The organism is Agrobacterium fabrum str. C58 (genome assembly GCF_000092025.1).
Classification (GTDB): Bacteria; Pseudomonadota; Alphaproteobacteria; order Rhizobiales; family Rhizobiaceae; genus Agrobacterium; species Agrobacterium fabrum.
Genome location: NC_003063.2, coordinates 2,014,807 through 2,040,104 on the forward strand (window position 1 = coordinate 2,014,807; position 25,298 = coordinate 2,040,104).

Genomic DNA, 25,298 nt, shown 5'->3' on the forward strand with positions numbered 1-25,298 from the left:
AGCAATAGCGCATTTGTAAAGAAGGAATGTCAGCATGCAGATCGGAATGGTTGGGCTTGGAAGAATGGGCGCAAACATGGTGCGACGGCTTTTGAAACAGGGTCATGATTGCGTGGTTTTCGACGTCAATCCCGACAACGTTGCGCCATTGGTGAAGGAAGGCGCTACCGGTGCCACCTCGCCGGACGATCTTGTTGCGAAGCTGTCTCCGCCGCGCGCCGTCTGGCTGATGCTGCCGGCGGCCATCACGCCGAAAATTGCCCGAGATTTTGCCGCCAGACTTCAGGCCGGCGATGCCATCATCGATGGCGGAAATTCGAACTATCGCGACGCGATCGATCTCGCCGCCGAATTTGCGCCTCGCGGCATTGATTTCATCGATACCGGCACATCCGGTGGCATCTGGGGGCTGGAGCGCGGTTATTCGTTGATGATCGGCGGCCCGGTGGCTGCGGTCCAGCGTCTCGACCCGATCTTCGCCTCCCTTGCGCCCGGCGCAGGTCTGGGCATCGCCGCCGACCCGGTCACCGGAACGGCACCGATGGGATATCTGCATTGCGGTCCATCGGGAGCCGGGCATTTCGTCAAGATGGTCCACAATGGCATCGAATATGGTGTCATGGCAGCCTATGCCGAAGGTCTCAACATCTTGAAAGCCGCCAATGCGGGCACGCAACACCGCGAGGCGGACGCCGAAACAGCCCCTCTCGCCCATCCGCAATATTACCAGTTCGACATTGATCTTCCCGCCGTCACGGAGGTCTGGCGGCACGGCTCCGTCATCGGCTCGTGGCTGCTTGACCTCACGGCGCAGGCCCTGAAACAGGACCCGAACCTCGATCAATATGGTGGGCGCGTGTCGGATTCCGGTGAAGGACGCTGGACCCTGCAGGCGGCCGTCGAAACCGGCGTGCCGGCCCCCGTTTTGGCATCGGCCCTTTTCGAGCGTTTTTCCTCACGCGGCGAGGCCGAATTTGCCGGCAAGGTGCTGTCGGCCATGCGCAATGCCTTTGGTGGCCATCTGGAGAAAGCCAAATGAAAGCATCAGCCACGGACAGACAGCGATCGGACGTGCTGGTGGTGTTCGGCGCCACGGGTGATCTTGCCTATAAGATGATCTTTCCCTCTCTCTACGCCATGGTGAAACGCGGCGCGCTGCAAACGCCCATCATCGGAGTCGCTTTCGACGATTGGCCGCGTGAGCAGCTGATAGCGCGGGCGCGCGATGCGGTCGCCAACCATTTGGACAAGATCGATGAAGCCGTCTTCGAAAAATTCGCCGCACAGCTGACCTATGTCTCCGGCGATTATCGCAACGAAGCGACATTCGAAAAGCTGCGCACGGCGCTTGGCGGGCACCAGCATCCGCTTTATTATCTCGCCATTCCGCCTTCCCTGTTCGAAACCGTGGTAACCGGCCTCAACAGGGCGGGCATCGCCGCTTCGGCCCGGCTGATGGTGGAGAAACCCTTTGGCCGTGACCTTGCCTCCGCCGAAGCCTTAAATGAAGCGTTGCACGCGGTTTTCGCAGAGGATGCTATTTTCCGCATCGACCATTTCCTGGGCAAGGAAGCCATCCAGAACCTTCTTTATTTTCGTTTTGCCAATGCCTTTCTAGAGCCCGTGTGGAATCGCGACCACGTTGAGAGCGTGCAGATCACCATGGCCGAAGATTTCGGCATCAGGGGGCGCGGCAAGTTTTATGACGAAGTCGGATGTATCCGCGATGTGATCCAGAACCATCTGATCAATGTGCTGTTGCTGCTGGCCATGGAGCCGCCAGCCACCAGCGCCTCGGATGATCTCGTCGATGAAAAAGTGCAGATACTGAAAGCCATGCCGCCGCTCACCCGCGATGATGTGGTGCGCGGACAGTTCAGAGGTTATCTGGACGAGCCGGGTGTCGCCTCGGCGTCCAACCGGGAAACCTTCGCCGCCGCCCGCTTTCGCGTCGCCACCTGGCGCTGGAATGGCGTGCCTTTCTTCATCCGGTCCGGCAAGAACCTGCCGGCGCATGCAACCGAAGTCGTGGTCCGCTTCAAGCGGCCGCCAATTGCGCTCTTTGGCGATGTCGAGACAACGCCCGCCAATTATGTGCGCTTCCGTCTGGGCCCGGATATCGCGATCGGAATCGGTGCGCGTCGCAAGGCAGCTGGCGATGGCATGCGCGGCGAGGCCGTAGAACTCGGCGCGGTCGATGACGGTATCGGTGACATGGCGCCTTATGAGCGGCTGATCGGCGATGCGATGGCCGGCGAGCGTCAGCTCTTTACCCGCCAGGATGCGGCGGAACTGGCCTGGAAGATCGTGGAGCCTATCCTCGATGATCCCGCCGTGCCGCCTGTCTATGAGGTGGGAAGCTGGGGCCCGGCGGAAATGGCAGGGTTTGGCCCGCCAGGCGGATGGGTTGATCCCGAATAACGCCCACAGACATAGTCGATGGAGGCCAGTATATGGCAGAGGATCAAACCGTTCTTGCAATCGATATCGGCGGCAGTCATGTAAAGATCGGCCTGAGCACAGATGGTGAAGAACGCAAGGTTGAAAGCGGCAAGACAATGACGGGACCGGAAATGGTCGCCGCCGTAACCGCCATGGCAAAAGATATGACCTATGACGTCATTGCCATGGGATATCCCGGCCCGGTCGTTCACAACAAACCGCTTCGGGAACCGGTCAATCTGGGCGAAGGCTGGGTCGGCTATGATTATGAGGGCGCTTTCGGTCGTCCCGTTCGCATCGTCAACGATGCGCTCATGCAGGCGATTGGCTCTTACAACGGCGGACGCATGTTGTTTCTGGGGCTCGGCACGGGTTTGGGCGCCGCGATGATTGTCGAAAACGTTGCCCAGCCGATGGAGATCGCCCATCTTCCTTATCGCAAGGGCAAAACCTACGAGCACTATGTCAGCGAGGCCTATCGGGAAAAGAAAGGCAACGCTAAATGGCAAAAGCGCGTCCAGGACGTTGTGGAGCGCCTGAGCGCGGCTCTTGAACCGGATGAGGTCGTCATCGGCGGCGGCAACGTGGAAAGGCTCGAAAATCTGCCGCCGAAGTGCAGACGCGGAGACAACGCTATGGCTTTCGAAGGCGGGTTCCGCCTGTGGAAGAACGCGGACCTCATCGTGTAGGCGGTATTGATTTACGGAGCCACCATCGCACTTTTGTCTCGCGACTGAAACCAAACCAGTCTCCTCTTCGTATCTAGGCCAGCGACCTGCCTGGCGCTAACGGAGAAGACGGCCTGATGGAGCTTGGAAGGGACGATACGCGGACGGGTCTGGCCGTAACAGAAGACCTGACGAAGGCGACACTGACCGTTGCCTGGGTCATCATCCTCAACAAGCCGTTTTATCCGCTTTATGTCTGGTATCTGGTCGATGCCGATGCTGCTGTGGCATCGCTCGTAACCCTGCTATCGCTGCCGTTTTTCCTTGCGATTCCGTTTCTTGCGAAGAAATCCCATCTGGCTGCGCGCCTGTCGCTTCCTCTTGTGGGAACGCTTGATACCCTGTTTGAAACAGCGATATTCGGCCACGCATCCGGCACGGAATTTTTCTTTGCGGCATGCATCATGCTGGCGGCCATCTCGTTCCGTGCGGACGAGAAACTCTGGCAATATGCGACGGCAATTCTTGTCTTTATCGCCTTCTTCTGCTCGCGCACATTTCTGGGCGCGGGGCTGCAATCCTGGTCGGCGGACGATCTTGCAACGCTTGTCAATCTGAATACGTTTTCCGCTGCCGGCCTCATGGCCTTTATCGCGCTTCGATATGCCGGCTTGTCACGGCGAACTGAAACCTGAACCCGATTGATCGACAGGAGGAGTTTATGCAGAAAGATCGCAAGCGCATCATGGGGGCGCTCACATTCTCGTTGTTTTTATTCGCGGGCTCGTTCGCTGCTGCTGCCCCCAAGCCCGTTGCCGTTGATGCCGGTCACTATCGTGGCACATGGCTGGAAATCGGTCGCATGCCGATGCTTCTGACGGACGGATGCGTTGCCGGCTATTCCACCTACCGGCAGGGTAAGTCGGCCGATGAAGTGCTGGTAGAAGATGGCTGCCGCGAAGGCACGCCGCAGGGCAAGTTGAAGACCATCAACGGTGTTGGAAAGATCGAGGACTTCGCATCTACCAAGGCGAAGATGAGGGTCCGTTACCCGCTTCTGATCACGTTCAATTACTGGGTGCTCTATAAATCTCCTGACAAGTCCTGGTTCATCAGCGCCAATCCATCCACCGAAGATGTCTGGGTTTACGCCCGCAGCGTTCCCTCCAAGGCGAAGCTCAACAGGATGATGATGAAAGTGCGTGAGCTGGGTTATGATGTCAAAAAGCTCGAATTTCCCGCCCAGAAATAACCGCTGACGGAGAGCGCCGATGAAGACCCTTGAAAACGGCTATCGAGCCATCGTCATCGGTGCGTCCGGCGGTATTGGCGCTGCATTGCTTGCGCGCCTCAAGGCCGATCCCCGGTGTGCATTTGCCCTGCCTCTGTCTCGCAGCCACGACGGTCTCGACATCACCGACGAGACGACGGTCCGCGAAGCCGCTGCCCGTCTGGAAGACCAGCGCGGTTCATTCGATCTGATCTTCAACGCAACGGGTGCTTTGGTGGTCGATGGTGCCGGTCCAGAAAAGTCGATACGGGCGATCGACGCCGATCTCATGGCGAAACAATTTGCGGTCAATGCCATAGGGCCTGCACTGCTCCTGAAATATTTCACGCCGCTTTTGCAACGGGACAGGCGAAGCGTCTTTGCCTCCCTGTCGGCGCGTGTTGGCTCGATTGGCGATAACCGGCTGGGCGGGTGGATTTCCTATCGCGCCGCGAAGGCCGCTCAAAATCAGATCATTCGAACTGCGGCGATCGAAATTGCTCGCACCAACCGCCAGGCCATCATCGTCGCGCTGCATCCCGGGACAGTCGATACGGACCTTTCCCAGCCGTTCTCGAAGGGCAGAGACCGGTTCACTCCGGATCACTCGGCTGTGCGCCTTTTGGAGACCATCAACGGTCTCGACGAGAGCCAGACGGGCCGATTTTTCGCCCATGACGGCTCAACGATAGAATGGTGAGTTCTGACTTATACAGTGCTGTTGCGAGCAACAGCAACTCGACGAAACGAGCTATAAGTTTTCAACATAGCGACTTTGCGCATTGCAGTCTGATGAACTCGGCCTTCTCGGCGTTCCTGACCTGCAAAGTTTTTGACGTGAGCCCCATCTACGCGTCCGGAAAATTCGATGCTTTCATTGCTTCCGCTCCTGTTCCCAGCCGGGAATCTAGCGCGAAAAATTCCAATCAAAAACGATCCAGTTTTTTGGAGAGTAGAGCATTCAGATCAGGGGGGGTGTCGAAAAGTCAGCTAGACGGCCCGGGGAGTTTTTAAGGATATTTGCCTCAGACCGGATCGTAAAGTCGGCAAGGCCCTCATCAGCATGTCGCGATAGCCCGATGTGCCGACGGCCTGACATTGTATTCCACAGCGCCGTTTACGAAACTGCCGAGTTCCTAGTACGCCTGACGGAAGTGGAGGTCGAGGTCAGCTAGATCGATATCTTTGGCTAATTGTTATCCTCTACCACCGGCATGGTGCCTGACGTCCGCAACTGGTTAAGCTGTGATGAGATTGTACCAGCCATCAGGGGATTGGTAGAGCCCGTCCTGGGCACGGGAGGTTCGAGCATTTCCGTCTTCGGGAGGCCGAGAATAACACCCCGAATAATCCGCCCGAACAGGCTATGGGTAATAGCCGATGCCTCCTTCAACGAGCAGCGGAAACGTGCGCCATTTTCCGCTTATTTTACAAACGGTAAGGGTTGATCCGAAACAATTGAATTGAAGTCGCCTATGGAAGCATAGCGCGCGGCCCGCACCTTGCTGAACTTGCTGCTGTCCACCACAAGATGCTTTTGCATTGAGCGTTGCATAACCATCTGTTTGATCGGCACTTCATGAAAGTGTGAGCAGGTGACGCCATGCTGTTCGTCCACACCGCCGGCAGACAAGAATGCCTTATTTATATTGATGCGCTTTAGCACCTCGATACCCTCATCACCTGAAAACGAAGCCGCTTCCGGGTGATAAACTCCTCCGAGCATGATCAGGCGGACATCGTTTCTGCTCGCCAGCTCCTCTGCAACATTAAGGGAATAGCAGATGACGGTGACATGGGCATTTGCCGGAATCTGCCGCGCCAAATGCGGCATCGTCGTTCCGCAATCGATGAATACAGTGTCATATGGTTCGATCATAACTGCCGCCTGCCTACAGGCCCGCGCTTTAGCAGTTGCGTGGCTGTCCTTTTCCTGTTCCAGCACATAGTCGCTGCTAACGGTGCCGTCCTGAACCGGAATAATGTAGCCGCCAAGACAGCTCAGCCGCTCGCCATCGGCGGCAATATCGCGGCGAATGGTAATTTCGGAGACGCCAAGCCTGGACGCGGCGTCCCGCAGCCTCAGTACGCCCGTTTCCTGAACCAGCCCAGCCAGGGCGTCCAACCTGGCATTGTGTGCACTTATTCTGCTCACCTTGTCTCCGCTTTCGGTTTCTCGCTGTGCGTCATATTTCGGTGTTACTTTGCTCGCAATCGCACATCTCTGCGCTTGACAGAAGAATAACAAACATGAAACGATCGAAACATAATGATCGGATTATATCATAATAGTTCGCATTATCGGGAGAGGAAAACAACAGGTTTCTGGGGCACATCGTGGCCCATCCACCGGGGGCATGGGAATCCTTCCGGGCGAATGAGGAGGCGTCGGACGCGTGAGAACCAGTTTCCGGCGTCAGTTATCGAACATTGTCGGGTGCTGGGGCTGGAATAGTTCCCACACATTGCAGTTTCAAAGGGAGGAGTTATCCGTGAATAAAATTTTCACAACTATCGCGCTTGCTGCGACGCTTTCGGCCTCGGCTGTCTTTGCGCAGAGCGCCGTCGATGCGTCGAAGGTCAACAAGGAGTTGATCACAACGGCGAGCGGCAAGAAATACACCATTGCAACTGTCGTGAAGGTGGATGGCATTGCGTGGTTTGACCGCATGCGCGATGGCGTCGAGCAGTTCAAGGGGGATACCGGAAACGATGTCTGGATGGTTGGCCCAAGCCAGGCTGATGCTGCCGCCCAGGTGCAGCTCGTTGAAAACCTCATCGCACAGGGAGTTGATGCGATCGCCATCGTGCCGTTCTCGGTCGAAGCGGTAGAGCCGGTGCTCAAGAAAGCCCGAGATCGCGGCATCGTCGTCATCAGCCATGAGGCTTCGAACATCCAGAACGTCGATTTCGACATCGAAGCCTTCGACAACAAAGCATACGGCGCCAACCTGATGAAGGAACTTGGCAAATCCATGGGCGGTAAGGGCAAGTACGTCGCCACCGTTGGCAGTCTGACGTCCAAGTCGCAGATGGAATGGATCGACGGCGCCGTCGAGTACCAGAAGGCAAACTTCCCGGAAATGTCGCAGGCGACCGAGCGGCTGGAAACCTATGACGACGCCAACACCGACTACACCAAACTCAAGGAAGCAATGACCGCCTATCCGGACATTACCGGTATTCTCGGCGCGCCGATGCCGACATCCGCAGGCGCTGGCCGCCTGATCGCCGAGGGCGGCCTGTCGGGCAAGGTTTTCTTCTCGGGAACGGGCCTGGTTTCCGTTGCCGGCGAATACATCAAGAACGATAATATCCAGTACATCCAGTTCTGGGATCCGGCCGTGGCCGGTTATGCCATGAACATGCTGGCTGTCGCGGTTCTCGAGAAGAAGAATGAGCAGATCAAGGCGGGTCTCAACATGGGTCTACCCGGTTATGAAAGCCTGCTGGTTCCTGACGCCTCCAAGCCACACCTGCTCTACGGCGCAGGTTGGGTCGGGGTGACCAAAGAAAACATGGACAAGTACGACTTCTGATCCGAACCACGGAGGGAGGGGCAACCCTCTCTCTGTGCACCCCGTGTTTTCCAGCCTTGCACGAGGCCATTATGACTGAAAATCTGATCGAGCTGCGCCACATCGGTAAGCGGTTTGGTGGCGTGAAGGCGCTCGACGACGTATCGCTGAGCATTCGCCCGGGCGAAATCCATTGCCTTGCCGGTGAAAACGGTTCCGGCAAATCCACCGTCATCAAAATCATGTCCGGGGTTTACACACCCGAGGACGGTGAGATCCTGATCGACGGGAAGCCTGTCGGCAAACTCGATCCGGTAAAATCCGTTCACCACGGTATTCAGGTGATCTATCAGGATTTTTCGCTGTTTGGTAACCTGACGGTCGCCGAGAACCTGGCCATCAATACCTTTCTGATGGAAGGTCGCAAAACGGTCGACTGGCGACATGTCCGTGAGCTGGCCCAAAAGGCGTTGGACCGCCTCGGCGTGAGCATCGATCTTGATACGGATGTCGAAACCCTGCCGACCTCTGGAAAGCAGATCGTGGCGATTGCCCGTGCCGTCATGGCCGATGCACGCCTGATCATCATGGATGAGCCGACGACCGCGCTGACGCGCCATGAGGTTGATGCCCTCTTCAAGATTGTGCGTGATATTCAGGCGCAGGGCATCGCCGTGCTCTTCGTCAGCCACAAAATGCGCGAGATGCTCGAAATCAGCGAGCGCCTGACAGTTTTCCGCAATGGCAAGAAGGTGGCCGAAGGGCCGATCGCCGAATTCGATGAGCCGGCAATCACCCGCGCGATGACGGGGCAGGAGCTGACCGCCCACAGCTACAAGTGGGCACCGCAGGAAGGTGCCGATACACCGGTGCTGGAAGTCCGCAACCTCTCGGTTCCGGCTTCCGTGGAAAACACCGACCTGACGTTAAGGCCAGGCGAAATCGTCGGTATTTCGGGTTTGATCGGTTCGGGGCGTACCGAACTTGCGCTGGCGCTGTTTGGCATGCGCCCCGATTTTACCGGTTCAGTGCGCCTCGCAGGCCGCGAGGTTCACCCAAGGACCGTTCAGGAGGGTATTGCCTGCGGTGTCGCTTATGTGCCGGAGGATCGCCTGACCGAGGGGCTATTCCTGACGCAATCGATCGAACGGAATATCATTGTCACGTCGATTGAGAAATTCGTCCGCGGTCTTTTCATCAATCGCAAAAAGGCGGACGAGACGACCCGCGAAATGTTCTCGGCCATGCAGATCGTGGCACCAGGACCGCACACGCCGGTCAACCATTTGTCCGGTGGCAACGCACAGCGCGTCGTTCTGGCTCGCTGGTTGTTGACTGGGGCCAAAGTGCTGATCCTGAACGGCCCGACCGTCGGCGTCGATGTCGGTTCCAAAGCACAGATCCACACCATCATCCGCAAGCTGGCCGAAAAGGAAGGGCTGGCCGTGCTGATGATTTCCGACGATGTGCCGGAACTGGTGCAGAACTGCAACCGCGTGCTGGTCATGCATCGCGGCCGTTTCGTTGACGAGTTGTCTGGAGAGAGCATGACCGAAGACGCCGTTAACGACCGGCTCAAGATGCTGAATTGAGGGGCCGCAAGACATGAAATTCCTGAAAAGCACAGAATTCATTATCGCCTGCGTCCTGCTCGCGGCCATGATCATCATCGGTCTCATCAATCCAGCCTTCTGGTCGCTCGACAACATCTTCGGCCTGTTGCGCTCCAATGTCGTGATCGGCATCATGGCGCTCGGTGTATTACTCGTGATGATTTCCGGCGGTATCGACGTATCGTTCACGGCCTTTGCCATTGCGGCGATGTATCTGACTGTGCGTAGCATGGTCTATCTCGGCTATGATGGCGTGCTCATTCCCTTTGTTGCGGCAACGCTGATTGGGCTCGTTCTCGGTGCTTTCAACGGTTTGATTATCCATCGTTTCAGGATGATCCCGCTGATCGTGACGCTCGGGACCGGTTCCATTGTGCGTGGTCTGGTTCTCGGCCTCGTCGGTACCAGCATCGTCAACATCAACAAGATGCCAAAGGAGCTGATCGAGTTCGGCAAGACCGATGTTATCTCGCTGACGTCGGCCACTGGATCGACTTTCGGCCTGACCGCGATGTTCCTGGTCTATCTGGGGCTGGCATTGGTCATTCATCTCATCCTGACCTACACCATGATTGGGCGCAGCGTTTATGCCTATGGCGGCTCTCCTGAAGCAGCCAAACGTGTTGGCTTCAATACAGGTGCGACGATCTTCTTTGTCTATTGCATCGCCGGTGCGCTGGCGGGCTTCTCGGGCCTGCTGCATTCCTCGATGATCTGGCTTGCCAACCCGCGTGATTTTGTCGGTCTCGAACTCGACGTGATCGCGGCGGTGGTTCTGGGCGGTGCGTCGATCTTTGGTGGACGCGGCACGGTTCTCGGAACATTAATGGGCGTGTTCATGCTGGTGATGGTCAAAAACTCGCTGATCATCATGAAAGTGGACACTACCTGGCAGCGGGTCGTTGTCGGCCTGATCATCATCATCGCCACCGCCATCACGGCATGGCGCGACCGCAAAAGCATAGCGTGACGGGAGAGCGCATCATGAAAAATTCGTTCGACATGCGTCGGCTTTTCGGCAACGACAGCAATATCATTCAGCTTCTTGTGATCACCGTCATCGTCTTTGCGCTGATGACCTGGATGAACCCGGGTAAGTTCCTGAACTACTACAATTTTGAATCCATCAGCTACATCATGCCCGAACTGGGGATCCTCTCCATCGCCATGATGATTGCCATGCTGACCGGTGGCATCGATCTTTCCGTGGTGGGGATTGCCAATCTGGCGGGTATCATCGCCGGCGTCTATTTCCATTCCACAATGGTTCAGGCGGGGCAATCCTCCACTTCGGGCGTTGTGTTCTACACCGGGCTCGGCATCGTCCTCGCCATGGCGGTCGGCCTGCTGGCCGGTCTGATCAACGGCCTTTTGGTCGCGAAGCTGCGTATTACCCCGATACTGGCGACACTCGGCACAGGTCAGGTGCTGATGGGGCTGGCGCTGGTATTGACCGGCGGCCCGGCAATCGTCGGCTTCCCTGACGCGTGGAACTGGATCGGCAACGGCAAGATCTTGGGTATAGCGACGCCGTTTCTGCTGTTCATCGGTGTCTGCATCACCGTGGCGATCCTGCTGACGCGCTCGACGCTCGGCATTAACCTGATGCTGATCGGGACCAATCCGCGCGCAGCCGTCTTTGCAGGCATCCGCAAGGATCGCATGATGCTCTATTCCTACATGCTGACCGGCGTTCTGGCGTCGCTGGCGGGCATCATTTTGTCCGGTCGAACCAATGCAGCGAAATCCGACTACGGCGCGTCCTATCTGCTGCAGGCGGTGTTGATTGCCGTTCTCGGCGGCACAAATCCGGCAGGCGGGAAGGGGCGGGTTCTTGGCATCGCCATTGCGCTGATCGCCCTCATGCTGCTTTCCTCCGGTTTCCAGATGATGCGGTTCTCCAACCACCTTATCGACTTCATCTGGGGCGCATTCCTCATTCTCGTCATCGCCATCAATGCATGGCGAAACCCGGGCAGGTGATCCCATGCAGGCGACAGAATTTCAACTTCGCAGACAGGACTTCACCGATCTTCCGCATCTTCTAGCCGCAACCGATGGGCTGAAGGTTACCACCTTCCGCTACGCCACCGGCATTGAGGCGCTGCAATTGGAGAACCGCTACGGCCGGATCGTCATATTGCCATTCATGGGGCAGATGATCTGGAGCGTTGAGTTCAACGGTGTGGACCTGACTATGGGAAGTCGCTTTTCGATGCCGCGACCAGCCGGTTCAATCGTCGAGACATATGGGTGTTTTGCATTCCATAGCGGCATGTTGCGCAACGGCTGCCCGTCGCCGCAGGATAATCATGCGCTGCATGGCGAAATGCCCTGTGCCGCCATGGACAAAGCTGGTCTTGTCATCGGTCACGATGCGCGCGGCGCCTATGTTCGGGTAACAAGCGAAGTCGAATATGTCATGGGCTTTGGCGCCAATTATCTGGCCCGACCAAGCGTGACTTTGCATGCTGAGGACACGCTTTTTGACATGGTCATGGACATCGAGAACCTCTCATCAGCGCCCATGGATCTCATGTATATGTGTCATGTGAATTTCGCCTATGCCGAGGGCGCACGGATCGTTCAGCCCGTGCCCTACACGTCGGAGCATGTGAAGGTGCGAACGGTCGTACCCGGCCATGTCACACCAAATCCCGATTACATTTCCCTGCTGGAGACGCTCGCAAGGCAGCCTTCGGCCATGGAAGTGCTCGACGAACCAAAACGTTACGACCCCGAACAGGTGTTCTACATCAACGGCCTGCCGGCGGACGGTGAGGGGCTCACGCATCTGATGATGCAACGACGTGAAGGTGATGGCTTTGCCATCTCCTATTCGCTTTCAGCCTTCCCCAAGACAGTGCGTTGGATCCTGGTCAACGGGGATTCGCAGGTTGCCGCTTTTGCCCTCCCATCCACCTGCGAGCCGGAAGGCTATCTGGCTGAAAAGGCCAAGAACAACGTGCAGAGACTATCGCCGGGTGAACGCAGGGTCTTCCCGGTACGGCTGGGCTATCTCGACCACACTGCCGCCGATCGGTTCGGCGCCAGGATCAGCGCCCTTTAAAACAGATAAGCAGGGAATATCGGCATGAGTAAGAAAATCGGGGTCGTCGGCTCCAACATGGTCGATCTTATCACCTATGTGGACCGTATGCCTGGACCGGGCGAGACACTCGAGGCGCCCACCTTCGAAATGGGGTGCGGCGGCAAGGGTGCCAACCAGGCGGTTGCTGCGGCGCGACTTGGTGCTGAAGTGATGATGGTCACCCGGGTCGGTGACGATGTCTTCGCCGATAACACCATCCGCAACCTCGCGAGCTTTGGCGTTGATACGCGTCATGTGGTGAAGGTTTCCGGCAAATCCAGCGGTGTCGCCCCGATCTTCGTCGAACAATCGGGCGAGAATTCCATCCTCATCGTCAAAGGAGCCAATGCCGACCTTTTGCCTGTTGAGGTCGACAAGGCGGCCGCTGATCTGAAAGAGTGCGGCCTGATCCTGATGCAGATGGAAGTGCCAGTTGAGACCGTCTACCATACTATCGAATTTGCAGCCCAGAACGGTATCGAGACGATCCTCAATCCCGCGCCTGCCGCTGCCAATCTCGATCCTGAGCGCATCCGCCAGGTAACCTTCCTCGTACCGAACGAGAGCGAGCTCGCCTTGCTGTCGGGGTTGCCGACCGACACCGACGAAGACATCGTCAGGGCCGCCCGTTCGCTGATCGCACGCGGCATTCGCACCGTCATCGTGACCCTGGGCGCGCGCGGTGCGCGCATGATTACGTCAGATGAAATCGTCAACATCGAGCCCGTCAAGGTAACGCCGAGAGACACTACGGGTGCGGGCGATGCCTTTATTGGTTCCTTCGCCCGCTTTTACGCCGAAACGCGCGAGGTCGTATCCTCCCTGAAGAAGGCATCGCTTTACGCGGCGCATTCCATCACCCGTCCCGGAACACAGAAGGCCTATGCCAGCATCGACGAGTTCGAGGCATTTTGCCGCGACCATGCCAATGGCGCAGCCTGACCAGAAGAATGGACAGAAAATGAGCGAAGCATTTCCCAGAAATAACGGCACCGCTCTCAAACCGGAATGGTTCGACGATGTGTCGGTCAATCGCAGCGCTTCCGAACGGCGTGCAGCGACGATCACCACCCGGCGCTCGGTCAAGAAGGAATACCAGGTCGCCTGGCAGATCAAGGCCATCACCTGCATCGATCTGACGACGCTGTCCGGCGACGACACCCCCGGTCGCGTGCGCCGCCTGTGCGCGAAAGCGCGCCGTCCGGTCCGGGAAGATATCCTCGAGACACTCGGCCTTGCGGATGCCGGCATCACCACCGGCGCCGTCTGCGTTTACCCGACCATGGTGCCCCACGCCGTCAAGGCGTTGGAAGGCACGGCAATTCCGGTCGCATCGGTGGCGACGGGCTTTCCCTCCGGCCTGACCCCGCTGCCGCAACGGCTTGCCGAAATTCGATATGCCGTCGAGCAAGGCGCCAAGGAGATCGATATCGTCATAACCCGCGAGTTCGTTCTGACGCAGAACTGGACAGCACTTTACGACGAGATTTCCGCGATGCGTGAAGCCTGCGGCGACGCCCATATGAAGGCTATCCTGGCGACGGGCGATCTCAACACCCTGACTAACGTCTATCGTGCCTCGATGGTGGCCATGCAGGCGGGCTCGGACTTCATCAAGACGTCGACTGGCAAAGAAGAGGTCAACGCCACCCTGCCGGTCAGTCTGACCATGGTTCGGGCACTGCGCGATTACGGCGAACTGACCGGCCAGATGGTCGGCTTCAAGCCTGCAGGCGGATTGAAGACGGCAAAGGACGCGGTGTCATGGCTGACGCTGATGAAGGAGGAGCTGGGCAATCGCTGGCTGGAGCCGGACCTGTTCCGCATCGGCGCCAGCTCGATGCTCGGCGATATTGAGCGGCAGCTCGAACATTTCGTAACCGGCCGCTATTCAAGCGCTCACCACCACGCTGCCGCATAAGGACTGAAATAATGCGACCTATTAAGGACATTTTGGAAACCATGGAATATGGACCTTCCCCCGAAGCCAATGGTGATGTGAAGCAGTGGCTCGACGCTCACGGACGCTCGTTCGGTCACTATATCAACGGCCGGTTCGTATCGCCTGACGGCCGCAAGACGATTGCCGTCTCAAACCCCGCAAACGGGGACAAGCTGGCGGAGATCGTTTGCGGCAATGAGGAAGACGTGGATCAGGCGATCAAGGCCGCCCGCGCGGCCTTCGGAAAATGGTCGAAGCTGTCGGGTCATGCGCGTGCCCGCTACCTCTATGCCATTGCCCGTCATATACAAAAGCGCGAGCGCTTCCTTTCCGTTCTGGAAACGATGGACAACGGCAAGCCGGTTCGCGAAACCCGTGATATCGACATTCCACTCGTCGCCCGCCACTTTTACCATCACGCCGGATGGGCCGAAATGGTGGAAGACGAGTTCCATGGTTTCTCGCCCGTCGGTGTTTGCGGTCAGGTCATCCCCTGGAATTTCCCTCTCCTGATGCTGGCCTGGAAGATCGCGCCAGCACTTGCGGCTGGCAATACCGTGGTGCTGAAGCCCGCCGATCTGACACCGCTGACGGCTATCGCCTTTGCGGAAATCTGCCACGAGGTCGGCCTTCCGGCCGGTGTCGTCAACATCGTGCAGGGCGATGGCTCAACAGGCGCTGCGATCTGCGGCCATGACGGCGTCGACAAGGTCGCCTTCACCGGTTCGACCAAGGTTGGCCGCGTTATTCGCGAGCAGATTGCCGGTTCGGGCAAAAAACTGTCGTTGGAACTGGGCGGCAAGTCACCCTTCATCGTTTTCGAGGATGCCGATCTTGATGCGGCGGTTGAAGGTGTTGTTGACGCGATCTGGTTCAACCAGGGCGAAGTTTGCTGCGCCGGTTCCCGGCTGTTGGTGCAGGAAGGCATTGCCGAGAAATTTTATGCACGCCTGAAAAAACGACTGGAAACCCTGCGGGTCGGCGATCCGCTCGACAAGTCGACCGATGTCGGTGCCATTGTTTCCGCCACGCAGGTGAAACGCATCACAGATCTGGTCCGCAAGGGCGTGGAAGAAGGCGGTGAACTCTGGCAGAGTTCCAACCCGTTGCCGCCCACCGGCAATTATGTCGCTCCCGGCTTCTTCACCGATGTTGATCAGGCGTCGACGGTTTGCCAGGTGGAAATTTTCGGCCCGATCGCTGCGGCAACCACATTCCGCACGCCGGATGAAGCCGTTTCGCTGGCCAACAACACCCGTTACGGCCTCGCCGCCTCGATCTGGTCGGAAAACATCAATGTCGCGCTTGATCTGGCTGCCCGGGTCAAGGCAGGCGTGGTCTGGATCAACTGCACCAACATGCTGGACGCCGGTGCAGGTTTTGGCGGCTACCGTGAAAGCGGTTTCGGCCGTGAAGGTGCGCGCGAAGGGCTTTACGAATATCTGGCGGCAGACTGGGAAAAGAACCTGTCGGTCAGCAAGCCCGCTGAAGCCTTCGCACCATCTGCATTGCCGAACGCTGACAGCAAAAAGGCGATCGATGGCCTTGATCGGACTATGAAGAACTATATCGGCGGCAAGCAAGCACGCCCCGACGGTGGCTACAGTTATTCGGTCACCGGCAAGGGCAATGCCGTGATTGGCATGGCCGGAATAGGCAACCGCAAGGACATCCGCAATGCTGTGGAAGCCGCGTCCAAGGCTGGCAGCTGGAGTTCCGCAACCGCCCATAATCGCGCGCAGGTGCTCTATTATCTCGCAGAGAACCTCAATGCGCGGCGTGACGAATTTGTCGCCCGCATCATCGATAGCACGGGTGTGAGCGAAAAGAAGGCGAGGGACGAATTCGACGCGTCTCTGCGTCGCATTTCCTATTACGCGGCCCAGGCCGACAAGTTCGATGGCGCCATACACTCCACCAAGTCGCGTCACGTTACGCTTGCCATGAACGAGCCGTGGGGCATCGTCGGTATCGTTTGCCCGGATGAGGCGCCGCTGCTGTCGTTGGTGTCGCTGGTGCTGCCGGCAATCGCCATGGGCAATCGCGTCGTGGTCATCCCGTCATCGCGCCATCCATTGATTGCCGGTGATTTCTACCAGGTGCTGGACACGTCGGATGTTCCCGGCGGGGTCATCAACATTGTGACCGGCGAACGCGATATGCTTGCAAAGACGCTGGCCGAGCATGATGACGTTGCGGCTATCTGGTATTTCGGATCGGCTGTTGGGAGCGCGATGGTCGAGAGGGCTTCTGCGGGCAACCTGAAGGCCGCTTGGGTCAATAATGGGCGTCAGCCGGATTGGCTTGACCGTACACAATGGCAAGGCCGTGACTATTTGCGAAGGGCCATTCAGGTGAAGAATATCTGGGTACCATACGGAGCCTGATAGGCATCTTGGCGGATCAACAACTGACAAGTTTGTCTACGGGGACAAGGCGGTCCCCGTAAGGTTTTATCCGTGAGATCAATCCTGCGGAGGCACTTGCACGCTGTTGCCGTCACTCGGGGCGCTGGGAGGATGGTCGAGACGCAAACTCAAGCAATAGCGTTGGATAAACTGAGTACTTCTCCACGCGATTATGTTCAGGAATGCTTTAGGCTTCGCAGTAATGATTCGTAAACGGGCTGCTAGATGACAGAAATATACTTTCTGATCAAATTCATAAGAAGGCGTGTACATTTTAATAAAAAATTTATTCTGTTACGGTATAATATATAAATAGCAAATATTATATCGAAATAAAAATCTATTACTGATATGGGGTACTTATCGATGGTTAGTACTTCAACCAGCAATCATACCATGTGAGGAACTGTAATATTTCGATAGAGTTCGTTTAAGAAATCATTTACCATGATTTCAATGGCTTACGATCTCACGAAAATCTGCATGACAGCCCTGATGCGGCCGGCTTTCGACGCCGGTGTCGCTCTGGCACGTCTTGACGAGCGAATTGCGCGCTCCCCGGTCGGCCAGGGCTTTATCGAGCGGCAAAATTTCGCCGACGCCTGTGCTTCCCTCTGGATCGACGGTGAACTCGTTCATCTCGAAGACCTCGTCCTCCACGACGCCACCCGCGACATCCGCACGCCCACCCACGAACTCACCATCGCCCGCGACGTGTTGCGCACCCGCCGGCGCATCGCCGCGCAGTCTCCGGACTGGGCCTTGTCCGCAGAGGGTGTCCGGTCTTTGCGACAAACGTCGGACATCAATTCGGTCGGAGTTGAGGCTTCGGAACTAGCCGGGGTCGTTCGGCCCGCAGTCACCGCTAATGCAGAAGGTGAGGGGAGAGACAGCGACGAAGCCGAAGGGCTTCCCGGCGTCGACTATGCCGCCATCGATGCGGTGTTGGCCCGATCGGAAGCGGCGATCGAAAAGGCGAAGCGGCCCGGGCGTGCTGATACTCGCGAACGAGAGCCTTGAGGACGTTGCCCGGCTGCTATGGGACTGCGGCGAAGTTGATCCATTCGATGATCTAAAAGCTGCCCCAACGCCGTGGCCACAGCCGGTACTCGACTATGTCAGAGATCTGCCACTGACAGAGCGGTGCCAGGCGCTTCTCCCTCTTTTGGAAGCGGGCCGGGTGACCACCTGGCGGCGTGACAACCGGCGTCTTTGGCCTGGTGCCGCAGCCTTGTTGCGGGGCATCGCCGGTGCCTGCATCTCAAGCCAACCGAAGACGCAGGCAGTTCACCTGTCCCTCGCGGACGCATGGCAGACGGACGCGGCAGGTGCGGATCTCATTCGCCGGGCCCTGGTTCTACAGGCCGATCACGAACTCAATACCTCGGCATTTGCGGTGCGCGTCGTAGCTTCGACGGGCGCATCGCTGGGGGCGTGCCTGAATGCGGGGCTTTCCGCGCTGAGCGGCCCCCTGCATGGCGGCATGACAAGCCTTGTCGAAATTTTATTCGACGAGCTGGATCGATATGGGGATGTCGAGCGGGTCATCGACGAACGCTTGCGTCGGGGTGAAGCCATTCCCGGCTTTCGTCATCCGCTCTATCCAGACGGCGACCCTCGAGCGACTGGCCTGTTGCTCTATCTCCCGCCGGATGCTCAACGCGACGAGCTTCTGCAAATGATGAACGATACTACCGGGCAACTGCCCACCTGCGATGTGGCGCTCGTCAGCCTCCGGCGAAGCCTGAAGCTGCCTCGCGGTGCGGCGCTTGCACTTTTTGCCGTAGCACGAACTGTCGGCTGGGTCGCCCATGCACTGGAACAGAAGCTGGATGACAAACTCATTCGACCCCGGGCCCGTTATATGGGGCAATAGCCCACGATCTTGGGCAGAGCTAGGAAAAATCCATCTAATTACTTCGTGGATAAAAGGAGAACTTCAGCCAGCTTACGAACTTCACGACCGGGTCTGTGATGCTGAAATAAAAAATCGCAACGAGAAAATTGCTCTTTAGGGAGCTGCCAACTGGACCATCGTAAAATGTCATTCCGTAGGATCGTGGCCCTTCTCGGAAGGGGAGGAATAAAGCTATCAGTGCGAAAGGTATAACCATGAGGTGAACTTTAGTAATTCCCCACGTAAAGCTATCATGAGGCTTGGCAAGTTCTACTGAAAAAAGATAGATTATCCGTATAATCATTATTGAACTGATGACGTAATTAGAGAATAAAAATCCATTCCAGCCGTCGATGCTGCCAAAATGTGCTGTTATTTGGCTAATGTAGCGTAAATTTAAGGGCCAAAAAATCCAGAATTCTGCTGCATTAAGGTGATCAACACGAGACCAGAGAAGCGCAGATATCAGAATTCCGACAATAAATGCCGTGAAATACGTGACAACAGATGCCTTGATGAACTTTCTCTCTAACAAGATGACTGAATCTTCGGTCACTACGTAATCCCTATTTGCCGATTAGCATGAATGGAAAACTAACGTGGGCTGCTTAAAACTGTAAGTAGCTGCAATGCTAAACTGGGCGTCTCACGAGGCGATTTCAGGGGCAACCTCCTCCGGGAGGCCGGTCTCGTGGAGCTGTGTCATTGGCGTCGCTCGGATAATCAGATCTGCTGGTGTTGTCGATATTTCGGCGGAAGTTCTGCGGTGGGCAGATCATCGGCCTTGAAGTGTTTGCCCGTGGACCAGGGAAGCATGTTGAGCACCACGCCAAGCCCCGCGATAATTGCAGCAACTGCGGGCCTGGATCCGAATTTGTTCAACCCAAAAAATTTAAAGCCAGAAACAAGAGCACCGAGCGGTTTAATGATCAAAAACGGTATGAACAAGAATGGCAGAGAGACGAGAAAGAGTACGCCAGGGATCGCCGCCTCCAGCATAGGGTCGCCGCCGTATCGGAGCCGAATACGCGGGTTACGGGCGATTGCAAAAGGAATAAGTTCTTCCATGAAGCGAACGTAATCGGCTGATTGATCGGTACGTGTCTCTCCCTGCCAATGCAGCGAGGATATGTCCCTCCATGCGAAGAGCATCCGCAAACGCGCGCTGTAGACTGGAAACCCGGTGGTGCCGACCCCACTCGTTACGTGAACGTGCAGGAACCGAATAGAGGTCCACGGGATGAGACGGGCGGATCCTGCTCGCGTCACCCAAAGGCCTTTGGCGTCGATGAGGTAGGCGGTTGTGATCATTGTGGATCCCACACGATGCATCACGACTTGCGTAGTGAAGCTGTAGGAAATAGGGTCTTCCGTCTGCAATTGAGAGCTCCCGCGCGTTCCAAATGAAAAAGACAAGCTAACTCGGCTTTATTCGCCAATTAGAATGGCCTGTGGCTGGCGATGACCTGATATCATTGCTGTAGGTGGACCCAAGCGATATCGAGCGCTGCGCCTACCATGAACACCACGAGGAAAAGTAGGGCTACCGCAAATGCCGCCGGAATCATATATCGCTATAACGCCTCAACTTCTCCGCTAATTCGTCTCATGGCTTATGTGAAGCAGGCTTCTTCGGTTCATCTTAACTTCCTGCTCGTCTCAATTGCGCTCAGCTTCGCGCTTTTGCCCCAGCTCCTAACGGCGGTTCAACGGCCTTGCCGCAGGATCTGCCGGTGAGGCATCGCCTCCTCAGTCCGCTACCTCATCTTCTTCCAAGGGGCGCGCATTCCGAGAAGTCTCAACCTCTACAGTTTTGTCACCACCTGCCAGAACAAGCTCCGCTTCCTACTTGCGCCGGTGGACCAATTCAACCTCATGAGACTTTTTGCCCTTGAGCTCACGGGGCGGAGAGCGTCTTCAACCTACTGATGCGAGAGCGGACCCGCAGCAGGATCCACCGTTCACGCTACAAAGCGCGCCAGAACATGTTAGATTACGTCGAGCTGTTCTGCGCCCCGACACGAAAATACAAAAGAAACGGAGTGCTCTCTCCAGTCGCGCCCGGTCAGGTCTATCGCGCCGCCGAGGAAATTTGGAAGCGTGGCGCACTTTCGAGGACGACCACTATTTAACGCTGCTGTCGTCGGCGCCTACTATCTACTCAATCCAAGCCCCTGTGACCGGTTAAGCTGCCGTTTCAGCGCGTAGTCATGGCTAAGCTCGGCATGGCGTGTCCGATGCACCATGCGGGCGATTGTCTGGATCTGCTCGGCCTGTTTTGCGAGCTCCGGGCGTGCCTCCAGCTCCTCGGCGAACCTGCGAGGATCAGAACTACCGAACCGCCGCGTGAGCGCATCGGCCACCTGCCTGGCCTCATCAAGCGCGGCTTGCCCCTCAGCCGACGATCGCAGGTCTTTGATGAACTTGCCTCGCTTCTCGACCTGCATCTCCTCCACCTTGGCAAGGATTTCGGCGCTGCGCGGGGTGAGACCGGGCACTTCGATCACGTCACGCTGTTCCCGCTGCCATTGTTCGCTCTGACGTTCTTCGCCAAGCCGGCGCTCCCATGCCTCGGAGACATAACCGATATGGGCGGAGAGAGATCTCGCATATTGCAGCGCCTCTTTGCGCTCCTTGTTGCTTCCGAACAGACCTGACTCGCCGCGCAGCTCGCCGAAGCGCTCCGGCTGCCCGGCCATGGCTTTCGCCATGATTTTTCCATTGCCTTCCTTCTCGGTCATCGCGGCGCGCAGTCTTGCGGCGACCTCGGCCGGATCACGGAATACGCGCCGCACCAGAGATTCCACCGTATCGAATTGCTGATCGATGACGGACAACGCCCTTTGCTGCGCCACCTCTTCGATGCTGCGTTGGTATCGGGTGATGGCTGGCACAAGCGGAGTGGGCCTACCGGTTTCAAGCGACGATTGCTGGCCGACAGTTTCGGTTGGGGGAGGGACGGCGCCGTCTTGTGACATGAGGTCGGACCACCGGATCCGGCGATATCGATTGGTTTCCTCTGCCCGGTCGTCCTGCTGTCCCTCATCGATATCTCGGGCGAACGGACTACGAGGGTGTCCGCGGCGAACAGGGCCGGCCAGATCGCCGGCACGTTCCTCGTAAACCTGCTGACGCTCTGATGGCCGATCCTGCTGCTCCCGTTGCAGATGGGCCGCACGGGACAAGACCTCTTGACGGTCTTTTCGGGCGGACGCAAGCTCGATCTCGCTCTTGAGCCCGAGCTGATCCGCGATCCCTTGGTCGCCTGCGATCCGTGGGTCGCTGGCGATCCCGCGCCGCTCGGCAAACTCGCTGATGTAATCCAGCGTCGTTTCCTTGGCGCCGGAACGCGACAGGCGGCTTGCCAGCTTCTGGTAGGCGAGTTCCTCACCCTTGACGACACGCCACGCATTGCGCTCGGCCTTTGTACCGTCCGGAAGCGTAACAGGCGTGGCGCCTACATGCTGCAGTCCGATCTTGTCACCGATCGCGGGTGATGCATCTCGCATGGCCCGATTGAGATCAACGCCCCACACTGTATGCCGCTCGCCCTTGTCATTCTCCAGCGTCACAAAATAGTTTTCTCGCGCCCGGCGATTATGCTCGTAGGGCGCAACGCCGTGATCAACCAGCCGGCCCGCACTGGTGAACTCCTTAATGTCGGCATAGAGCTGCACGCTGTCGCGATGCCTGGTCATGGCGACATAGGCCAGATGCCGGTCCATGGTGCTGGACGCCAGCACAAAAGCGCGATCGACCGTCGCTCCCTGGTTTTTATGGATCGTCGTCGCATAGCCATGGTCGATCGCCTGGTAGCTGTCTGTTGGAATGCTGACACTGTCGCCGCCTCGACCATCGAGCCGCGCAACGATCCGACCCTTCTCGACATCCTCGACCGTGCCGAGCATGCCGTTTTTCACACCGAGGTCGCGGTTGTTCTCGAGGAAGATGATCCGGTCACCGGAAGCGAAGGCGCGTTTGCCGTTACTGGTCTGGAAAGTGAGTTCTGCAACATCCCCACTGTTCCCACGATCCTCAACATCCCCACGGTCTCCACGGTCCGGACCATCGCTCAGCCCGAGGCTGCGCTCGAGCCTTTGCCGGTTCTGAAGCTCGGATCGGATAGTGGCATTGAGAGCGCGCACATCGGCGCGGCGATGCGCCATGGCAACGCGGGTGCCATCTGGTCGCTTCTCATTATCGTCAATATAATCACGCACGATCTGCGCCATTGCTGCGTCGCGACTTTCCGCAAAATGGATGTCGCCGTGATCCCGATAGGCGGCCAGGCCCTCTGCCGTCTTGTGGGTGGCAAAGGCAACCGATGCTTGCCGCTGCCAATCATGGCGCTGACGGCGAATGCCGGAAAGCTCGACATGACCAATCTGCTCGGCAATCGCCCTGAAGGGTGCACCGGCTCCGATTGCCTGCAGCTGCTCATGGTCACCAACAAGAACAATCTTTGCGCCGCGCTCTTCCGCCTCGCCGATAAAGCGGGCAAGCTGACGGCTGCCGACCATGCCGGCCTCGTCGATGACGAACAAGTCGCTGCTGCCGATCAGATTCCGGCCCTGGTCCCAACTGTAAGACCATGACGCGAGAGTGCGGCTCTCTATGCCGGAACTTTCCTCAAGACCCTCGGCTGCCTTTCCGCTAAGTGCCGCACCATGGACCTGATAGCCTTGAGCCTCCCAGGCCTTACGAGCGGCTGTAAGCATGGTGGACTTTCCAGCGCCGGCAAACCCGACCACAACCGCGATGCGTTCTGAACCTGTAATATGTTTGATCGCATGACGCTGTTCGTCCGACAATCCCGCTGACGGATCGCTTGCAGCTAACATTCCGCCGGAGCTTCTCCGAAGAGAGCGATCCTGCCTCTCAATCGCGCGATCGACATGGCGAGGATCGACGCCATGGGACTGCGCCTGATGTAATCTTACCGCCGATCGCGCCATTGCGAGTTCCAGGTCAATCATCTCTCGCGTCGAATAGCGCGCATTGGACACTTTGCCTGTCCCAGGATCGATGCGCTCAGCCTGAAGTTCCACGAGCGCTGATGATGCCAAAACAGCCGCAAAGGCGTTCTGGAATGTTTGGGCGTCATCGTTGATGTAGCGATGCAAGGTTTTGGCAATATCGTGGCGATCGAACACGCTCTTCTCATGGCTGATCAGCGTCAAAACCTGTTCCGGTTTTTGGCGGATCAGCGCGGCATTTTGCCGTGCTGCCTCGTCATCCAGCCGCCCGCGCTCGACGGCCATTCCTTGCTGGCGCATCTGCGACGCATGCACGCCCATATGTTCGGTCGGCGACAACTCAAGACCGCGCTCAATATGCGAGCGATGATCGATGCGAACGTCCAGGCCTTCGTGTTGAAGCTGACGGTTGGCGATTCCTTCCCATGACTGCCGGATATCGCGAAGCTGCATGTCGGTTGTCGCCATGCCATTTGCCAACAGCCGTGCGTTCTTGTGCTCAAGACAGGTCTTCTCGCCAAGGCCGGCTTTGCCAACCTGTCGCGTCGTCATCAGCACATGCGCATGGTGGTTCCTGATATCACCATGCTCACTCGGCGAATGGATCGCAAAATCCACGGCCGCGCCATAGCGGTTTGCCAGATCCTGAGCAAAGGCACGCGCAGCCTTCAGTCGCCCTTCTGGCGAAAGCTCATGCGGAAGCGCGATTTCGAATTCGCGCGCGACGCGGGCGTCCTTTCGCTTTTCTGCAAACTCGGCAGCATTCCACAACGTCGAGCGATCCAAAGCCCAGCCGGCAGACACGCCTTGCGGCAGCACGATCTCACTATGCGCCACACCCTCTTTCCGGGTGAAGTCATGCACAAGGCCATCGCGTTGATTGACGAGAAGAACAGCACAACGGTAGGCGGCGGATGCGACAGCGCTGCGGCCAGATGAGCGCGAGACAGGTTTGGTGCTGAGATGATAAATCGCCAAACGAAATCTCCGATACGCAAACGGGGAGACCAAACGCTCAAACGCGCTGCAAGTCGTAAGTGCGCCCTTGTCTGTTTACCGGTGGCGACGCTAGCAACATCGAACAGCGATTTCGACTACTAAAAGTAGTAGTCGCCAACTGGCAATTTCTTGTGTTTGAATAGGGGACGCAAACGCCTCAATCAGGGAGGCGATATGCGCAAGCCGATCGCACAACGGATCAGGGAGCTGGACGAAAGGAGGAATGCGGTCATCGTGAGGACCTGCGGCAGCGCGCCGACGTGAGGGGCAGGGCAGGCGGGCATCTTGCTGCAACGGTTGGACAGAATGCCTTCGTGAACGGTCCTTCAGAACCTCAATACTGCGCTCTGTCGGCCACGGTATTGCGCCCGCAGTACCTGCGATTGGAAAAAAAAACGGAAAGCGAGATACAACCTGAGATAAAGTACCATTGAATGTTCGCTATTGAGGAATGCGGGTATTCCAATACCATTT

At 57.4% G+C, this 25,298-nt stretch carries 19 protein-coding genes and 1 pseudogene; 16 read left to right on the plus strand and 4 right to left on the minus strand.

Annotated elements, in window-relative coordinates; genetic code table 11:
* Nucleotides 1-34: 34 nt before the first annotated feature.
* The 6 genes from gnd (at nucleotide 35) to ATU_RS22730 (ending at nucleotide 5,080) form a co-directional block, all read left to right on the plus strand.
* The gene (gene gnd, locus ATU_RS22705; RefSeq protein WP_010974205.1) at nucleotides 35-1,039 is read left to right on the plus strand and encodes a phosphogluconate dehydrogenase (NAD(+)-dependent, decarboxylating); all 1,005 of its coding nucleotides are present in this window, start codon (nucleotides 35-37) and stop codon (nucleotides 1,037-1,039) included.
* Nucleotides 1,036-2,421, plus strand: coding sequence for a glucose-6-phosphate dehydrogenase (zwf, locus tag ATU_RS22710; protein ID WP_010974206.1), 1,386 nt, complete (start codon nucleotides 1,036-1,038; stop codon nucleotides 2,419-2,421). The genes gnd and zwf overlap by 4 nt, the downstream gene beginning before the upstream one ends.
* A 32-nt stretch (nucleotides 2,422-2,453) precedes the next feature.
* Nucleotides 2,454-3,131 carry an ROK family protein gene (locus ATU_RS22715; protein WP_010974207.1) on the plus strand — a complete coding sequence of 226 codons (678 nt, stop codon included), beginning with the start codon at nucleotides 2,454-2,456 and terminating at the stop codon, nucleotides 3,129-3,131.
* Between the two features lie 116 nt (nucleotides 3,132-3,247).
* Nucleotides 3,248-3,805, plus strand: coding sequence for a hypothetical protein (locus ATU_RS22720; protein ID WP_010974208.1), 558 nt, complete (start codon nucleotides 3,248-3,250; stop codon nucleotides 3,803-3,805).
* 26 nt (nucleotides 3,806-3,831) lie between these two features.
* A complete protein-coding gene (locus ATU_RS22725; protein WP_010974209.1) occupies nucleotides 3,832-4,362 on the plus strand; it encodes a lipocalin family protein in 531 nt (176 codons plus the stop codon).
* Nucleotides 4,363-4,381: 19 nt separating this feature from the next.
* Nucleotides 4,382-5,080: an SDR family NAD(P)-dependent oxidoreductase gene (locus tag ATU_RS22730; protein ID WP_010974210.1), complete on the plus strand. Its 699-nt coding sequence runs from the start codon at nucleotides 4,382-4,384 to the stop codon at nucleotides 5,078-5,080.
* A gap of 723 nt (nucleotides 5,081-5,803) precedes the next feature.
* Here the strand turns inward: ATU_RS22730 and ATU_RS22735 are convergent.
* Nucleotides 5,804-6,535 (minus strand): DeoR/GlpR family DNA-binding transcription regulator, encoded by a 732-nt coding sequence (locus ATU_RS22735; RefSeq protein ID WP_010974212.1) that lies wholly within the window; start codon nucleotides 6,533-6,535, stop codon nucleotides 5,804-5,806.
* 337 nt (nucleotides 6,536-6,872) lie between these two features.
* Between ATU_RS22735 and ATU_RS22740 the strand changes: the two genes are divergently transcribed.
* The 10 genes and pseudogenes from ATU_RS22740 (at nucleotide 6,873) to ATU_RS22785 (ending at nucleotide 18,828) form a co-directional block, all read left to right on the plus strand.
* Complete coding sequence (locus tag ATU_RS22740) at nucleotides 6,873-7,919, plus strand: autoinducer 2 ABC transporter substrate-binding protein (RefSeq protein ID WP_010974213.1); 1,047 nt, start codon at nucleotides 6,873-6,875, stop codon at nucleotides 7,917-7,919.
* A 71-nt stretch (nucleotides 7,920-7,990) separates the two neighbouring features.
* Nucleotides 7,991-9,490, plus strand: coding sequence for a sugar ABC transporter ATP-binding protein (locus ATU_RS22745; RefSeq protein ID WP_010974214.1), 1,500 nt, complete (start codon nucleotides 7,991-7,993; stop codon nucleotides 9,488-9,490).
* A 13-nt stretch (nucleotides 9,491-9,503) separates the two neighbouring features.
* Nucleotides 9,504-10,481, plus strand: a complete 978-nt coding sequence (locus tag ATU_RS22750) for an ABC transporter permease (RefSeq protein ID WP_010974215.1) — start codon at nucleotides 9,504-9,506, stop codon at nucleotides 10,479-10,481.
* 14 nt (nucleotides 10,482-10,495) lie between these two features.
* Nucleotides 10,496-11,494, plus strand: a complete 999-nt coding sequence (locus ATU_RS22755) for an ABC transporter permease (RefSeq protein WP_010974216.1) — start codon at nucleotides 10,496-10,498, stop codon at nucleotides 11,492-11,494.
* A 4-nt stretch (nucleotides 11,495-11,498) separates the two neighbouring features.
* Nucleotides 11,499-12,581 carry an aldose 1-epimerase family protein gene (locus ATU_RS22760; RefSeq protein ID WP_010974217.1) on the plus strand — a complete coding sequence of 361 codons (1,083 nt, stop codon included), beginning with the start codon at nucleotides 11,499-11,501 and terminating at the stop codon, nucleotides 12,579-12,581.
* 24 nt (nucleotides 12,582-12,605) lie between these two features.
* Complete coding sequence (gene rbsK, locus ATU_RS22765; RefSeq protein WP_010974218.1) at nucleotides 12,606-13,544, plus strand: ribokinase; 939 nt, start codon at nucleotides 12,606-12,608, stop codon at nucleotides 13,542-13,544.
* Between the two features lie 19 nt (nucleotides 13,545-13,563).
* Nucleotides 13,564-14,523: a deoxyribose-phosphate aldolase gene (deoC, locus tag ATU_RS22770; protein WP_010974219.1), complete on the plus strand. Its 960-nt coding sequence runs from the start codon at nucleotides 13,564-13,566 to the stop codon at nucleotides 14,521-14,523.
* A gap of 11 nt (nucleotides 14,524-14,534) precedes the next feature.
* Nucleotides 14,535-16,931, plus strand: a complete 2,397-nt coding sequence (locus tag ATU_RS22775) for an aldehyde dehydrogenase family protein (RefSeq protein WP_035257133.1) — start codon at nucleotides 14,535-14,537, stop codon at nucleotides 16,929-16,931.
* Nucleotides 16,932-17,399: 468 nt separating this feature from the next.
* A pseudogene (locus ATU_RS22780) lies at nucleotides 17,400-17,948 on the plus strand (hypothetical protein); the annotation flags it as partial.
* Between the two features lies 1 nt (nucleotide 17,949).
* Entirely contained in the window at nucleotides 17,950-18,828 is an 879-nt protein-coding gene (locus ATU_RS22785) for a citrate synthase (RefSeq protein ID WP_236762346.1), read from the plus strand.
* Nucleotides 18,829-18,862: 34 nt separating this feature from the next.
* On the opposite strand, the gene ATU_RS22790 is transcribed toward ATU_RS22785, so the two are convergent.
* From ATU_RS22790 to traA, 3 genes are all read right to left on the minus strand, one after another.
* The gene (locus tag ATU_RS22790; RefSeq protein WP_010974223.1) at nucleotides 18,863-19,405 is read right to left on the minus strand and encodes a hypothetical protein; all 543 of its coding nucleotides are present in this window, start codon (nucleotides 19,403-19,405) and stop codon (nucleotides 18,863-18,865) included.
* A 167-nt stretch (nucleotides 19,406-19,572) separates the two neighbouring features.
* The gene (locus tag ATU_RS22795) at nucleotides 19,573-20,160 is read right to left on the minus strand and encodes a hypothetical protein (protein WP_010974224.1); all 588 of its coding nucleotides are present in this window, start codon (nucleotides 20,158-20,160) and stop codon (nucleotides 19,573-19,575) included.
* A gap of 842 nt (nucleotides 20,161-21,002) precedes the next feature.
* Nucleotides 21,003-24,803 (minus strand): Ti-type conjugative transfer relaxase TraA, encoded by a 3,801-nt coding sequence (gene traA / locus ATU_RS22800; protein WP_010974226.1) that lies wholly within the window; start codon nucleotides 24,801-24,803, stop codon nucleotides 21,003-21,005.
* Nucleotides 24,804-25,298: the final 495 nt, after the last annotated feature.